Annotated in this window: 13 protein-coding genes; 12 read left to right on the forward strand and 1 reads right to left on the reverse strand. The window is 60.3% G+C overall.

Annotation, left to right across the window (positions count from 1 at the left end; translation table 11 throughout):
• Nucleotides 1–72: 72 nt before the first annotated feature.
• Complete coding sequence (map, locus tag NTU39_RS12125; protein ID WP_257959900.1) at nt 73–900, reverse strand: type I methionyl aminopeptidase; 828 nt, start codon at nt 898–900, stop codon at nt 73–75.
• 529 nt (nt 901–1429) lie between these two features.
• Here map and rpsB point away from each other — a divergent pair.
• The 12 genes from rpsB to fabZ all read left to right on the forward strand — a co-directional run bounded on the left by rpsB (nt 1430) and on the right by fabZ (nt 13482).
• The gene (rpsB, locus tag NTU39_RS12130) at nt 1430–2179 is read left to right on the forward strand and encodes a 30S ribosomal protein S2 (RefSeq protein ID WP_039398738.1); all 750 of its coding nucleotides are present in this window, start codon (nt 1430–1432) and stop codon (nt 2177–2179) included.
• 154 nt (nt 2180–2333) lie between these two features.
• Nucleotides 2334–3218 carry a translation elongation factor Ts gene (gene tsf, locus NTU39_RS12135; protein WP_257959901.1) on the forward strand — a complete coding sequence of 295 codons (885 nt, stop codon included), beginning with the start codon at nt 2334–2336 and terminating at the stop codon, nt 3216–3218.
• A gap of 98 nt (nt 3219–3316) precedes the next feature.
• Nucleotides 3317–4030, forward strand: coding sequence for a UMP kinase (gene pyrH / locus NTU39_RS12140; protein ID WP_039398734.1), 714 nt, complete (start codon nt 3317–3319; stop codon nt 4028–4030).
• An 84-nt stretch (nt 4031–4114) separates the two neighbouring features.
• Nucleotides 4115–4675 (forward strand): ribosome recycling factor, encoded by a 561-nt coding sequence (frr, locus tag NTU39_RS12145; RefSeq protein ID WP_150666401.1) that lies wholly within the window; start codon nt 4115–4117, stop codon nt 4673–4675.
• A gap of 64 nt (nt 4676–4739) precedes the next feature.
• Nucleotides 4740–5522 (forward strand): polyprenyl diphosphate synthase, encoded by a 783-nt coding sequence (gene uppS, locus NTU39_RS12150; protein ID WP_257959902.1) that lies wholly within the window; start codon nt 4740–4742, stop codon nt 5520–5522.
• On the forward strand, nt 5522–6331 hold the full coding sequence (locus tag NTU39_RS12155) for a phosphatidate cytidylyltransferase (RefSeq protein ID WP_257959903.1): 810 nt from the start codon (nt 5522–5524) through the stop codon (nt 6329–6331). Before uppS ends, NTU39_RS12155 begins: the two co-directional genes overlap by 1 nt.
• A 2-nt stretch (nt 6332–6333) precedes the next feature.
• A complete protein-coding gene (ispC, locus tag NTU39_RS12160) occupies nt 6334–7533 on the forward strand; it encodes a 1-deoxy-D-xylulose-5-phosphate reductoisomerase (RefSeq protein ID WP_257959904.1) in 1200 nt (399 codons plus the stop codon).
• A 42-nt stretch (nt 7534–7575) separates the two neighbouring features.
• Nucleotides 7576–8967, forward strand: a complete 1392-nt coding sequence (rseP, locus tag NTU39_RS12165; protein ID WP_150666405.1) for an RIP metalloprotease RseP — start codon at nt 7576–7578, stop codon at nt 8965–8967.
• Nucleotides 8968–9040: 73 nt separating this feature from the next.
• Nucleotides 9041–11344: an outer membrane protein assembly factor BamA gene (gene bamA, locus NTU39_RS12170; RefSeq protein ID WP_174985097.1), complete on the forward strand. Its 2304-nt coding sequence runs from the start codon at nt 9041–9043 to the stop codon at nt 11342–11344.
• Nucleotides 11345–11396: 52 nt separating this feature from the next.
• Nucleotides 11397–11933 (forward strand): OmpH/Skp family outer membrane protein, encoded by a 537-nt coding sequence (locus tag NTU39_RS12175; protein ID WP_373275379.1) that lies wholly within the window; start codon nt 11397–11399, stop codon nt 11931–11933.
• Between the two features lie 14 nt (nt 11934–11947).
• Complete coding sequence (lpxD, locus tag NTU39_RS12180; protein ID WP_150666407.1) at nt 11948–13027, forward strand: UDP-3-O-(3-hydroxymyristoyl)glucosamine N-acyltransferase; 1080 nt, start codon at nt 11948–11950, stop codon at nt 13025–13027.
• A complete protein-coding gene (gene fabZ, locus NTU39_RS12185; protein WP_039398720.1) occupies nt 13024–13482 on the forward strand; it encodes a 3-hydroxyacyl-ACP dehydratase FabZ in 459 nt (152 codons plus the stop codon). The genes lpxD and fabZ overlap by 4 nt, the downstream gene beginning before the upstream one ends.
• Nucleotides 13483–13485: the final 3 nt, after the last annotated feature.

Below are 13485 nucleotides of genomic sequence, written 5' to 3' on the forward strand. Positions count from 1 at the left end.
GGCCGGGCGGCCGCCAGAGTTGCCGACGGCCGGACGTTACTGCTTCGTTGGGGTCTGACGGTTCTTATATTGTTAGGCTGCTGCTGCGAACGACGTGACGTACGACGAGCCCGGCGGCGGTGCGGGCGTCTGAGCCGAATGCGTCAGCACCTCGTGGCCCGTCTCCGTCACCAGCACGGTGTGTTCCCACTGGGCCGACAGGCTACGATCTCGCGTCTTGACGGTCCATTGATCCGGCATCGTCCGAATTTCGCGCTTGCCAGCGTTGATCATCGGTTCAATGGTGAAGATCATGCCGACCTGCAATTCCAGGCCAGTGCCCTGGCGTCCGTAGTGCAGGATTTGCGGATCTTCGTGGAACACCTGACCGATCCCGTGCCCGCAATATTCGCGCACGACGCTGTAGCCCTGCGCCTCGGCGTGTGTCTGGATCGCCTGACCGATGTCGCCAAGATGCGCGCCCGGACGCACCTGGTTGATGCCAAGCCACATGCACTCATAGGTGACTTGTGCCAGACGTTTGGCCAGGATCGTGCCATCGCCGACGATGAACATGCGGCTCGTGTCGCCGAAGTAGCCGTCCTTGATGACAGTGATGTCGATGTTCAGCGCATCACCGTTTTTGAGCACTTTGTCGCCCGGAATGCCATGGCAGATCACGTCATTGACCGAGATACAGGTGGCTTTGGGGTAGGGCGGGTAGCCGGGCGGCTGGTAGTTCAGCGGGGCAGGGACGGTGCCCTGTTCCTTAATCATGAATTCGTGGCAGAGGCGGTCGAGCTCCCCGGTGGTGACGCCGGCGCGCACGTGCGGCGTAATGAAATCGAGCACTTCGCTGGCCAGGCGGCAAGCGACGCGCATCATTTCAATGTCGTGGGCATTTTTGAGAGTGATGGCCATTGCGGAATCGGGCAAATTGCGGAAACAGTGACGCATTATCGCACCAATGGAGGGTTTTGGCCGGGTTTTGCCCTTGTCCGGCGTGGATTTCGGAGCATTCCGACGAGGGATTTCCGCGGTTCCGATGGCGTCGTCGGAGGCGATGTCGAACCGCCCGGTATGCCGCGCAAACCGGGCATTTGGGGTCCGTCATCGCAAGTTCACGAGCCTCTTGAGTGATGGCCCGGTGCGATGCTATAATCTCGGGCTAAGTCGAGGACGAGTTGTCAATATGCTCAAGGGTTTCCCCTTGGTTTTTTGTGCGATTCGCCGGAGTTTTGGGGTGTTTGGCCCCAAGTTGGTGCCTAAAGGCGCCGAATTCGGTGATTCGTCGGGTAACGATCTGTCTTCTCGGCTTAGAAATTTTGAAATCGCGGGCCGGCGCACCCAGGGTGCCCGATCTTCGCAGGCGGGTCATGCAAAGCTGTATGGCAGTCTGACGAAACGGGTACGGCAGCCGGTCTAAGACCTAACCCTCACGGAGAATCACATGTCTGTCACGATGCGTCAGATGCTGGAAGCGGGCGTCCACTTTGGTCACCAAACCCGTTTCTGGAACCCCAAGATGGCCCCCTATATCTTCGGCCATCGCAATAAGATTCACATCATCAACCTCGAAAAGACGTTGCCGATGTACCAGGACGCGCTGAAGTACGTGCGTCAACTCGCAGCAAACCGCGGCACGATCCTGTTCGTGGGCACGAAGCGTCAGGCGCGTGACATCGTGGCGGAAGCCGCAGCACGTGCCGGCATGCCTTACGTCAACAATCGTTGGCTGGGCGGCATGCTGACGAACTTCAAGACGCTGAAGTCGTCGATCAAGAAGCTCAAGGACATGGAGCAGGCTCTGGAAGCCGGCGAGCAAGAGCGCATGAGCAAGAAGGAAGCGCTGCTGTTCGATCGCGAAATGGCCAAGCTGCAAAAGTCGATCGGTGGCGTGAAGGAAATGGGCGGCATGCCCGACGCCATCTTCGTCGTCGACGTCGGCTACCACAAGATCGCCATCACGGAAGCCAACAAGCTGGGCATTCCGGTGATCGCCGTGGTCGATACGAACCACTCGCCGGAAGGTGTGGATTACGTGATCCCGGGTAACGACGACTCGAGCAAGGCTGTCGAGCTGTACGTGCAAGGCGTTGCTGACGCAATCCTCGAAGGCCGTGCAAACGCCGTCAAGGAAGTCGTCGAAGCCGTTCGCGGCGAAGGCGACGAGTTCGTCGAAGTGAACGAAGAGGCGTAAGCGGCCACCGCTGCGTAACAAAAGGGGCTGCTTGTGGCGCCCCTTTTTTTTAGTCCGATTTCCCCGCGTTGGGTGAGTGGGGCGCCAAGGGCGGGCAGTGAGGCCGCTCTTGTGAAACCCTCTCCCGACTGATTCGATATACAGGAGTAACGATATGCCGGCAATTACTGCAGCAATGGTGGGCGAACTGCGCGCCAAGACCGATGCGCCGATGATGGAATGCAAGAAGGCGCTGACCGAAGCCGACGGCGACATGGTGCGTGCTGAAGAAATCCTGCGTGTCAAGCTGGGTAGCAAGGCCAGCAAGGCTTCGAGCCGTATCACTGCTGAAGGCGTGATCTCGGCCTACATCGACGGCAGCAAGGGTGCCGTAGTTGAAATCAACTGCGAAACCGACTTCGTCTCGAAGAACGACGACTTCCTGAAGTTTGCAGAAGACGTCGCCAAGCTGGTCGCCGAGAATAACCCGGCCGACGTCGCTGCTCTGTCGGCGCTGCCCCTCGACGGCAAGACCGTTGATGGCATCCGTACCGACCTGATCGGCAAGATCGGCGAAAACATGACGATTCGTCGCTTCCAGCGTTACGAAACGTCGGGCAAGCTGGCATCGTACCTGCACGGCACGCGTATCGGCGTGATCGTCGAGTACGAAGGTGCTGACGCAGAAGTGGGCAAGAACGTCGCGATGCACATCGCTGCCATGAAGCCGGTCGCCGTGTCGGGCGATCAGGTCGCGGCAGATCTGATCGAGAAGGAACGCAAGGTTGCTGCCGAAAAGGCCGCCGAATCGGGCAAGCCGGCCGAGATCGTCGCCAAGATGGTGGAAGGCAGCGTGCAGAAGTTCCTGAAGGAAGTCTCGCTGTTCAACCAGACGTACGTGAAGGACGACAAGGCAACCGTCGAGCAGATGCTCAAGGCCAACAACACCACGGTCAAGGGCTTCACCATGTTCGTGGTCGGCGAAGGCATCGAGAAGAAGCAAGACGATTTCGCTGCAGAAGTGGCTGCTCAAGTGGCCGCTGCAAAGCAACAGTCGTAATTCGCGCAGTACCGTAGTATCCGGGGGCGGCGGTGTCGTCCCCGTTGTTTCATCCAGAATACCCCAACAGTGCCCGACCAGACTTCTTAAGGACCGCCATGTCTACTCCTTACAAACGCGTACTTCTCAAGCTCTCTGGTGAAGCCCTCATGGGTGACGATTCGTTCGGCATCAACCGCGCAACCATCGAACGGATGGTTGGCGACATTGCCGAAGTCGTTCGCCTGGGCACGCAATTGGCCGTCGTGATCGGCGGTGGCAATATTTTCCGGGGTGTGGCAGGCGGTGCCGCAGGTATGGACCGCGCGACGGCCGACTACATGGGCATGCTCGCCACGATGATGAACGCCCTGGCGCTGCAGGACGCAATGCGTCACGCTGGCATCGAAGCGCGTGTGCAATCCGCGCTGCGTATGGACCAGGTCGTTGAGCCGTATATCCGCCCCCGCGCGATTCGTCAGCTCGAAGAGGGTAAAGTCGTGATCTTCGCCGCTGGCACGGGCAACCCGTTCTTCACGACCGACACGGCCGCTGCGCTGCGTGGCTCGGAAGTCGGTGCCGAAGTCGTGCTCAAGGCGACCAAGGTCGACGGCGTGTACTCGGCCGACCCGAAGAAGGTTCCGGACGCAGTGAAGTACTCGACCATCAGCTTCGACGAGGCGATCTCGAAGAACCTGCAGGTCATGGACGCGACGGCTTTCGCGCTGTGCCGCGATCAGAAGATGCCGGTGCGCGTTTTCTCGATCGTGAAGCCGGGCGCGCTCAAGCACGTCATCCTCGGCGAAGACGAGGGAACGCTCGTCCACGTTTGAGTTCAAATTGCGGCGTCCGCGCGCGTTGGCGCGTCGACGCCGTATCATTTATGTTTGCGTAACAATTTAGGTTTGGAGGTTGCCATGAGCGTTGCTGACGTCAAGAAGAATGTCGAGCAGAAGATGAAGAGCTCGATCGAGTCGTTCAAGAACAACCTGGCGAAGATTCGTACCGGCCGCGCGCACGTTGGCCTGCTCGATCACGTCCAGGTCGATTATTACGGTTCGATGGTACCCATCTCTCAAGTGGCCAACGTGACGCTCGTCGATGCTCGTACGATCGGCGTGCAAGCGTGGGAAAAGAGCATGGTCCAGAAGGTCGAAAAGGCCATTCGCGAGTCGGATCTGGGTCTGAACCCGGCCACGCAGGGCGATATCATTCGTGTGCCGATGCCCCAACTGACCGAAGAGCGTCGTCGTGAAATGACGAAGCTGGTCAAGTCGGAAGGCGAAAACGCCAAGGTTGCCGTGCGTAACCTGCGCCGCGACGCGAACGAGCAGCTCAAGAAGATGGTGAAGGACAAGGAAATTTCTGAAGACGACGAGCGCCGTGGTGGCGACGATGTCCAGAAGTTCACCGACAAGTTCGTCGCCGAAATCGACGAGTTGGTGAAGGTGAAGGACGCCGAGATCATGACGGTTTAAGTGCTCACGGCACTTACCGCTCAATCTCCGCAGACTTCCGCGCCCGACTCCGCGCCGTAACTCAATGGGTTTTCTCAGCTCTACGCTTTCTGCTCCTGAGACAGCGAGCATCCCGCGCCACGTTGCCATCGTCATGGACGGCAACGGGCGTTGGGCTACCAGTCGTAAATTGCCTCGCGTTGCGGGGCACAAGCGTGGTGTTGACGCCGTGCGTGAAGCGGTGACGGCATGTGCCGAGCTTGGCGTCGAGTACCTGACCCTGTTCGCGTTCAGTTCCGAGAACTGGCGTCGTCCGCAGGATGAAGTCTCGACGCTCATGCAGCTTTTCATTCTTGCGCTCGAGCGCGAGGTGGGGAAGCTGCATAGCAACGGCATCCGTCTTCGCGTCATTGGTGCGCTCGAAGCGTTCGAGCCGCGCATTCAGGAACTCGTCAGGCGTGCGGAAGAGCGTACGCAGGACAATAAAGGTCTCACGTTGACCATCGCCGCGAATTACGGTGGGCGGTGGGATATTCTCCAGGCAGCTCAGAAGCTCGCCGCTGTGCGTGTTGCGCAGGGTGGGGCTGCCGCGCTCGATGCATCGTTTTCGGAAGACGATCTCGCGCCCTATCTGAGCATGGCCTATGCGCCGGAGCCGGATCTCTTTATCCGCACCGGTGGCGATCAGCGCGTCAGTAATTTTCTGCTTTGGCAACTGGCGTACACTGAACTGTATTTCACCGAAGAATTCTGGCCGGACTTCAACGCCAATACGCTTAAGCGGGCAGTCGCCGAGTTTCAGCAGCGCGAACGCCGTTTCGGCCGTACCAGCGCGCAAGTCCAGAACCCCTCGGGACAATCCGCCTGATGCTCAAGACACGCGTTATTACCGCTGTCGTACTTCTCGCCATCCTTTTGCCCGTGATCTTCGTCGGTACGCCGGCGCAGTTCGCGTTGCTCGCGGCCGCGATCGTTGCGGCTGCCGGGTGGGAGTGGGGGCGCCTGGTCGGCCTGAACGGCACGGGCGCCGTTTTTTATGGCGCGTTGGCTCTGCTGGGTGTCGGGTTGACCTGGGCGGGTGGCTGGACGCTGTCGTCGATCTGGCTCAAGCCGGCCGCCGTCTTCTGGATTCTCGCTGGCCCCTATACCCTTGCACGTAAGCCCGCGACGCAAGGCGCGTGGCGTGGTCTATTGCTGGTAGCGGGGCCGGTATTGCTGATTGCCGCCTGGCAGGCGCTTTGCCTCGCGCGTGAGCGCGGCGTCGCCTTCCTGCTGTCGGTGCTCGTGATTGTCTGGCTCGCCGACACCGGCGCTTATTTCGCCGGGCGTGCTTTCGGCAAACGCAAGCTCGCGCCGTCCATCAGCCCCGGAAAGTCGTGGGAAGGTGCCATCGGCGGATGGCTGCTGGTCCTTGTGGTTGCTGCGGCAGTGCTCGCCAGCGGATTGCAGGCGCCGACCATCGTTTCTCATCTCGCCAGCACGTTGGGCCTCGCACTCGGCGCATTGGCGTTGACCGTGCTGGTGGCTTTCTCGGTCGTGGGCGATCTGTTCGAATCTCAACTCAAGCGGCAAGCCGGCGTGAAGGATTCCAGCGCGCTGCTGCCCGGTCATGGCGGTGTGCTCGATCGAATCGATGCGCTGCTCCCGGTGCTCCCGCTGGCTATGCTCTTCGTCTGATCATGTCGCAACGTCTTTCCATTCTCGGCTCCACTGGCTCCATCGGCGTTAGCACGCTCGATGTCGTGGGGCGTCATCCGGATCGCTTCTCGGTCTACGCGCTGTCGGCGCACCGTAATCTCGATCGTCTTTTTGAGCAGTGTGTTGCCCATCGTCCGCAAGTGGCGGTCGTGGCCGACGCGGATGGCGCACGCGCGCTGTCGGCGCGTCTGGCCGAGGCAGGCCTGAAGATCGACGTGACGTACGGTCCGCAAGCGCTGATCGAAATCGCCGAGGCCGGCGAAGTCACAATGGTCGTGGCGGCCATCGTGGGTGCTGCAGGTCTGCAATCGACGCTTGCTGCGGCACGCGCAGGCAAGCGCATTCTGTTGGCGAACAAAGAGTCGCTGGTGCTTTCCGGTGCGCTGTTCATGGCGACAGCCGAACGCGCCGGCGCCACGTTGCTGCCGCTCGATAGCGAGCACAACGCCATTTTCCAATGCTTGCCGCAAGTGGCAGGCGAGAGCCGTATTTCGACGCGTGGTGTCGAGAAACTGGTGCTGACCGCTTCGGGCGGCCCGTTCCGCGAGCGCGAACTGGCGTCGCTCGAGAACGTGACGCCGGACGAGGCATGCGCACATCCGAACTGGGTGATGGGGCGCAAGATCTCGGTGGATTCGGCGAGCATGATGAACAAGGGTCTTGAAGTCATCGAGGCGCACTGGCTGTTCGATATGCCGCCGGAGAAGATCGAGGTACTGATCCATCCGCAAAGCGTGATTCACTCGATGGTCACGTACACCGACGGTTCGACACTGGCGCAGCTCGGCAACCCCGATATGCGCACGCCGATCGCTCACGCGCTGGCATTTCCGGACCGGGTGACGTCTGGTGTTGCCGGGCTGAATCTGGCTGACATCGGCAAGCTGACGTTCGAAGCGCCGGATCTGCGCCGTTTCCCGTGTTTGCGTCTGGCGTTCGACACGCTGCATCGCGGCGGTACGGCGGGTGCCTTGCTCAATGCATCCAACGAAGTGGCCGTGGCGGCGTTCCTGGAAGGACGCATCCGTTTCACCGCGATTGCGCAGGTGGTCGAGCGCGTACTCGACACGGTCGCCGTCGGTGAGGCTACCTCGCTCGAGGTCGTGCTTGAAGCCGATCGTCGTGCCCGCGAACTGGCGACGGAGATTGTTGCCGGTTTGCCTGCACCAGCGCGTTCCTGACGCCGCTGCCCATGTCGTAATTTCCCCGGGGCTCGTTCGCTCATGAATCTGCTGACCACGTTGCTAGCGTTCGCCGTCGCCATTGGTGTTCTGGTGGTGTTCCATGAGTTGGGCCACTACACGGTCGCAAGGCTTTGCGGCGTGAAGGTTCTGCGCTTCTCCGTGGGCTTCGGGATGCCGCTCCTCAAATGGACGATGGGGCGTGACCGCACCGAATGGACGGTCTGCGCATTGCCGCTCGGCGGTTACGTGCGCATGCTCGACGAGCGCGACGAAACGCAGATCGTCGCCCCGGAAGATCGGGCGCGGGCGTTCAATCAAAAGTCTGTCTACAAGCGTTTCGCCATTGTGGCGGCCGGTCCGGTCGCCAACTTCCTCCTAGCCATTGCCCTCTATGCGAGCCTGAATCTTGCTGGCGTGACGGAGCCTGTCGCGCGAATCGCGCCGCCGGCGGCCGGCACGCTCGCGGCCCGTGCAGGGCTGTCCGGCGGCGAACTGATCACCGGGGTGCGGGAAAACGGCAGAAGTCCCGATGAGGCCGTTGGCGAGGAAGCGGCTGTGCGCTCCTGGGAAGATCTTCGCTGGCGTCTGGTCGACCCGATGATAGACGGACAGCGAGTCACGCTGGTGGCGCGCACGCGTGACGGCCGTGCGGAATACACGCTGGACGCGGCCGGGCAGCATTTCGATGCGGACGGCGAACAGGACTTCATGCAGCGTCTGGGCCTGGTGCCTTCGGCGCGTGTCAAGGTAGGGCAGATCATCGCGGGCGGTGCTGCGGGACTTGCCGGGTTACGCGTGGGCGACGAGATTACGGCGGTGGACGGCACTCCCGTGACCTCGGCCAAGGCACTTGTCGATGCCGTTCGCGCCCACCCTGGCAAGCCGATGACCCTGACGGTGCGTCGGGACGGCAGCCCTCGAAACGTCACGCTGACGCCTAATGTGGAAGTCGATTCGGCAACGGCGGGAGGTGAGCGCGTGGGCAAGATCGGCGCCGCGCTGGCCAGTCAGGTCGATTCGGTGACTGTCCGCTACGGGCTGTTCGAGGCGATTGGCCGCGGGGCGCAGCGCACATGGGACGTGACGGCATTCAGCGTGCGCATGTTTGGGAAGATGATCACCGGGCAGGCGTCGCTCAAGAATCTGAGCGGTCCGGTGACGATTGCGGATTACGCAGGGCGTTCGGCTCGGCTCGGTCTGGATTATTTCATCGCCTTTCTGGCGCTTGTCAGCATTAGCCTCGGCGTATTGAATCTATTGCCGATTCCGGTTTTGGACGGTGGCTATCTGTTATATTATGCGGTCGAAGCGATTACCGGTCGGGCAGTTTCCGAACGGTGGCAGGGCGCGCTGCAACGAGTGGGCATCGTTTGCATCCTTGCGCTCTCTGCCGTAGCACTTTTCAACGACCTGTCGAAGTTGTTGCACTAGGACAGCGTCACGTGCCTGCCGGTCGCAGGCAAATCCGAGTTTTTACGATTCAATTGTTTCTTGGGGAAGCAAGTTGTCGAATAAATACCACCTTGTTCCGAAGACCCTGGTGATTGCGGTTCTGGCGGCACACAGTTTCCTGGCACGGGCCGTCGAGCCGTTTGTGGTCAAGGATATCCGAGTGGAGGGCTTGCAGCGTATTGAACCCGGTACCGTCTTCTCGTACCTCCCGGTCAAACCCGGTGACAAGTTCAACGATGATAAGGGCACCGAAGCAATTCGTGCCCTTTATGCCACGGGCCTGTTCTCGGACGTGAGCGTCGAAGCGCAAGGCAGCGTGCTGGTGGTGCACGTCAACGAGCGTCCCGCAATTGCTTCCATCGACTTCCTCGGCATCAAGGAATTCGACAAAGACGGTCTGAAGAAGGCATTGCGCTCGGTCGGCCTGACCGAAGGTCGCACCTTCGACCGCAACCTGCTCGACAAGTCTGAGCAAGAACTCAAGCGTCAATACCTTACGCGCGGTTACTACGCTGCTGAGGTCAAGACGACGATCACGCCGCTCGAGCGCAATCGCGTGGGCATCCAGTTCGCCGTGACGGAAGGCCCCAAGGCGACGATTCAGCAGATCAACTTCGTGGGCAACAAGGCCTTCTCGTCGTCGGACCTGACGGCCGAGATGGAACTGGGCACGCCGAACTGGCTGTCGTGGTACTCGAAGAACGACCTGTACTCGAAGGACAAGCTCACGGGCGATCTGGAAAAGCTGCGTTCGTTCTATCTGAATCGCGGTTATCTGGAATTCAACATCGACTCCACCGACGTCTCGATCACGCCGGACAAGGACGAGATGTTCCTCACGATCAACATCCACGAGGGCGAGCCCTACAAGGTGTCGGACGTCAAGCTGACGGGCGAAATGCTCGGCAAGCAGGACGACATCCAGAAGCTCATTCAACTCAAGGCTGGCGATACCTTCTCGGCGGCCAAGCTGCAAGCCAGCACGAAAGCTATCTCCGATCTGTTGGGCAACTACGGTTTCGCATTTGCGAACGTGAACGCCCAGCCGAACATCGACCGTAACAACCACACCGTCGCGCTGAATCTGACGATTGATCCGGGCCGTCGTGTGTACGTGCGCAAGATCAACATCGTGGGCAACTCGCGTACGCGTGACGAAGTGATTCGCCGCGAACTGCGTCAGCTCGAAAGCTCGTGGTACGACGCCGACCGCCTGAAGCTGTCGCAGGACCGTATCAACCGTCTGGGTTACTTCACCGACGTGAACGTGACGACCGAGCCGGTGGCCGGTTCGAACGACCAGGTCGACCTCCAGGTGAAGGTGGAAGAAAAGCCGACGGGTACGATCAACGTCGGTGCCGGTTTCTCCTCGACCGACAAGGTGGTGTTGCAGGCGGGTGTCAGTCAGGACAACGTGTTCGGCTCGGGTACGTCGCTGTCCGTGAACGTGAACACCGGTAAGACGTACCGTACGTTGGCCGTCACGCAAGTCGACCCGTATTTCACGGTTGACGGTGTGAGCCGGATTACCGACATCTACTACCGTACGTATCAGCCGCTGCTGCTGACGAGCGATTCGGATTTCCGTATCAATACGCTCGGTGGCAACCTGAAGTTCGGCGTGCCGTTCTCGGAAGTCGACACGGTCTTCTTCGGTCTGGGCTTCGAGCAGACGCGTCTGCACCTGACGAGCGACGGCACGACGCCGCAACGCTACATCGACTATGCGAACCAGTTCGGTTACGTCAGCAACAACTATCCGCTGACGGTGGGCTGGTCGCGCGACTCGCGTGACAGCGCGCTGATCCCGAACCGCGGTCACTACCAACAGGCGAACATCGAAATCGGTACGCCGATCGGAACGACCAAGTACTTCCGCGCGTACTACCAGCACCAGTACTACTACCCGGTGAGCCGCGGCTTCACGCTGGCGCTTAACGGCGAAGTCGGTTATGGCCACGGTATGGGCGGTCAGCCGTTCCCGATTTTCAAGAACTACTTCGCGGGCGGTATCGGTTCGGTGCGTGGTTATGAGCCGAGCTCGCTGGGTCCGAAGGATACCAACGGCGAACCGCTGGGGGGTGCATCGAAGCTGATCGGTAACGTCGAACTGACGTTCCCGCTGCCGGGCACGGGTTACGATCGTACGCTGCGTATCTTTACGTTCTTCGACGGCGGTAACGTGTTCGATAACGGCCAGGCGATTACCTTCAATAACCTGCGCTATTCTTACGGTTTCGGTTTGTCGTGGATTTCGCCGATTGGCCCGCTCAAGCTCTCGATGGGCTTCCCGCTCGTCAAGAAGACGGGCGACCAGTATCAGAAATTCCAGTTCCAGGTCGGTACGTCGTTCTAATAACGGCAGATCGACCGGTTCCGAACGTTTCATCGTTGTAAGGGGTAATACATTGAACGGTATCCGTAAGCATTGCCTTCGCGGCGTCGCCGCGGCGTTGCTGGCCGGTGCGGCTTTCGCTGCCACGGCTCAGGATGCGCGCATCGCCGCTGTGAATTCGGATCGCATTTTGCGCGATTCCACGCCGGCCAAGGCCGCACAAGCCAAACTTGAGGCCGAGTTCTCCACGCGAGACAAGGCGCTGCAAGACATGGCCCAACGTCTCAAGGCGATGTCGGACAAGCTCGACAAGGACAATCCGACGTTGAGCGACGCCGAGCGCGCCAAGCGTCAGCGTGATCTGGCCGCCGCCGACACCGAATTTCAGCGCAAGCAACGCGAGTTCCGTGAAGACCTTAACCAGCGTCGTAACGAAGAACTTGCGGCTGTGCTCGATCGCGCGAACCGCGTCATCAAGCAGATTGCCGAGACGGAAAAGTACGATCTGATCGTGCAAGAAGCGGTCTACGTCAGCCCGCGTATCGACATTACGGACAAGGTGCTCAAGACGCTGAACGCAAGTTCGGGTGGCGGCACTAGCGGCAAGTGACGGGCGGGCATTCCATGTCGGGATCGTCGTCCACCCCATCCGTCACGCTAGCCCAACTGGTCGCACGCTTTGGCGGCGAGCTGGTGGGCGATGGCAACGTTGCCGTGGAAGGCCTGGCGCCGCTTGATCGCGCGGGTGTAAAGCAACTGGCCTTCCTGTCCAATCCGCTTTATCTCGCAGAAGTGCCCAACTCGGGTGCGGCTGCTGTCATTCTCTCCAAAGCCGACTTCGACAAGCTGCCTTCGCATGAAGGCCGTGCGTGGATCGTCGCGCCGAATCCGTATGCGTACTTCGCCCGCGTGGCGCAGATGTTCGCCGACGCGGCGACACCGGTGCCGCCTGCTGGCGTCCATCCGAGTGCCGTCGTCGATGCGACTGCCGTCGTACCGGCCTCATGCGTGATCGGACCGAACGTCGTGATCGAAGCGGGCGTGCGTTTAGGCGAGCGTGTCCGTCTGATGGCGAATGTGTTCGTCGGCCGAGGCACGACGCTGGGTGACGATGTGCTCGTCTATCCGAACGCCACGCTGTATCACACGAGTGTGATCGGTGCGCGTTGCGTGATTCACGCGGGCACCGTCATCGGGTCGGACGGTTTCGGTTTTGCGCCCGATTTCTCCGCGACGGGCGGCGAATGGGTGAAGATTCCGCAGGTGGGGCGTGCGGTGATCGAAGATGACGTCGAGATCGGCGCGTCGACCACCATCGACCGTGGTGCCATGGCGGATACCGTCATTGAGCGCGGCTGCAAGATCGACAATCAGGTGCAGATCGCACACAACGTGCGTGTCGGCGCCTTTACGGTCATTGCGGCATGCACCGGTATTGCCGGTAGCAGCACGATCGGTAAATTCTGCATGTTGGGCGGCAATGTCGGCATCGCGGGCCATGTGACGCTTGGCGACAAGGTTATCGTGACCGCAAAGTCGGGGGTATCGAAATCGATTCCCGGGCCGGGCACTTACACCAGCGCGTTTCCGGCCATCCCGAACGCCGAATGGAATAAAAACGCGGCGATCATGCGCAATCTGGACAAGATGCGCGACCGCGTGCGTCAACTTGAAGCGAAGGTCAAGGACCTGCAAGACAAATGAGCGAGACCACTATTACTATCGACATCCACAAGATCATGAAGCTGCTGCCGCATCGGTATCCGATGCTGATGGTGGATCGCGTGATCGGACTGGAGCCGCACAAGAACATCAAGGTCATCAAGAACGTCACGATCAATGAGCCGTACTTCACCGGTCATTACCCGCAGCGTCCGGTGATGCCGGGTGTGCTGATCGTTGAAGCGTTGGCGCAGGCCGCAGCGTTGCTCACCTTCTCGGAAGAGGCGGTGCACGACGAAAACACGCTCTATTATTTCGTGGGTATCGAGAACGTACGCTTCAAGCGTCCGGTCGAACCGGGTGATCAGCTCATTCTCTCGGTCGATTTCATCAGCCACAAGCGCGGCTTTTATAAGTTCAAGGGTGAGGCAACGGTGGACGGCAAGCTGGCTGCCGAAGCCGAGTTCATGTGCATGGTCAAGAAGAACGGCGAATAACCG

Source organism: Pandoraea commovens (genome assembly GCF_024704525.1).
In the GTDB taxonomy this organism is placed as follows: domain Bacteria; phylum Pseudomonadota; class Gammaproteobacteria; order Burkholderiales; family Burkholderiaceae; genus Pandoraea; species Pandoraea commovens.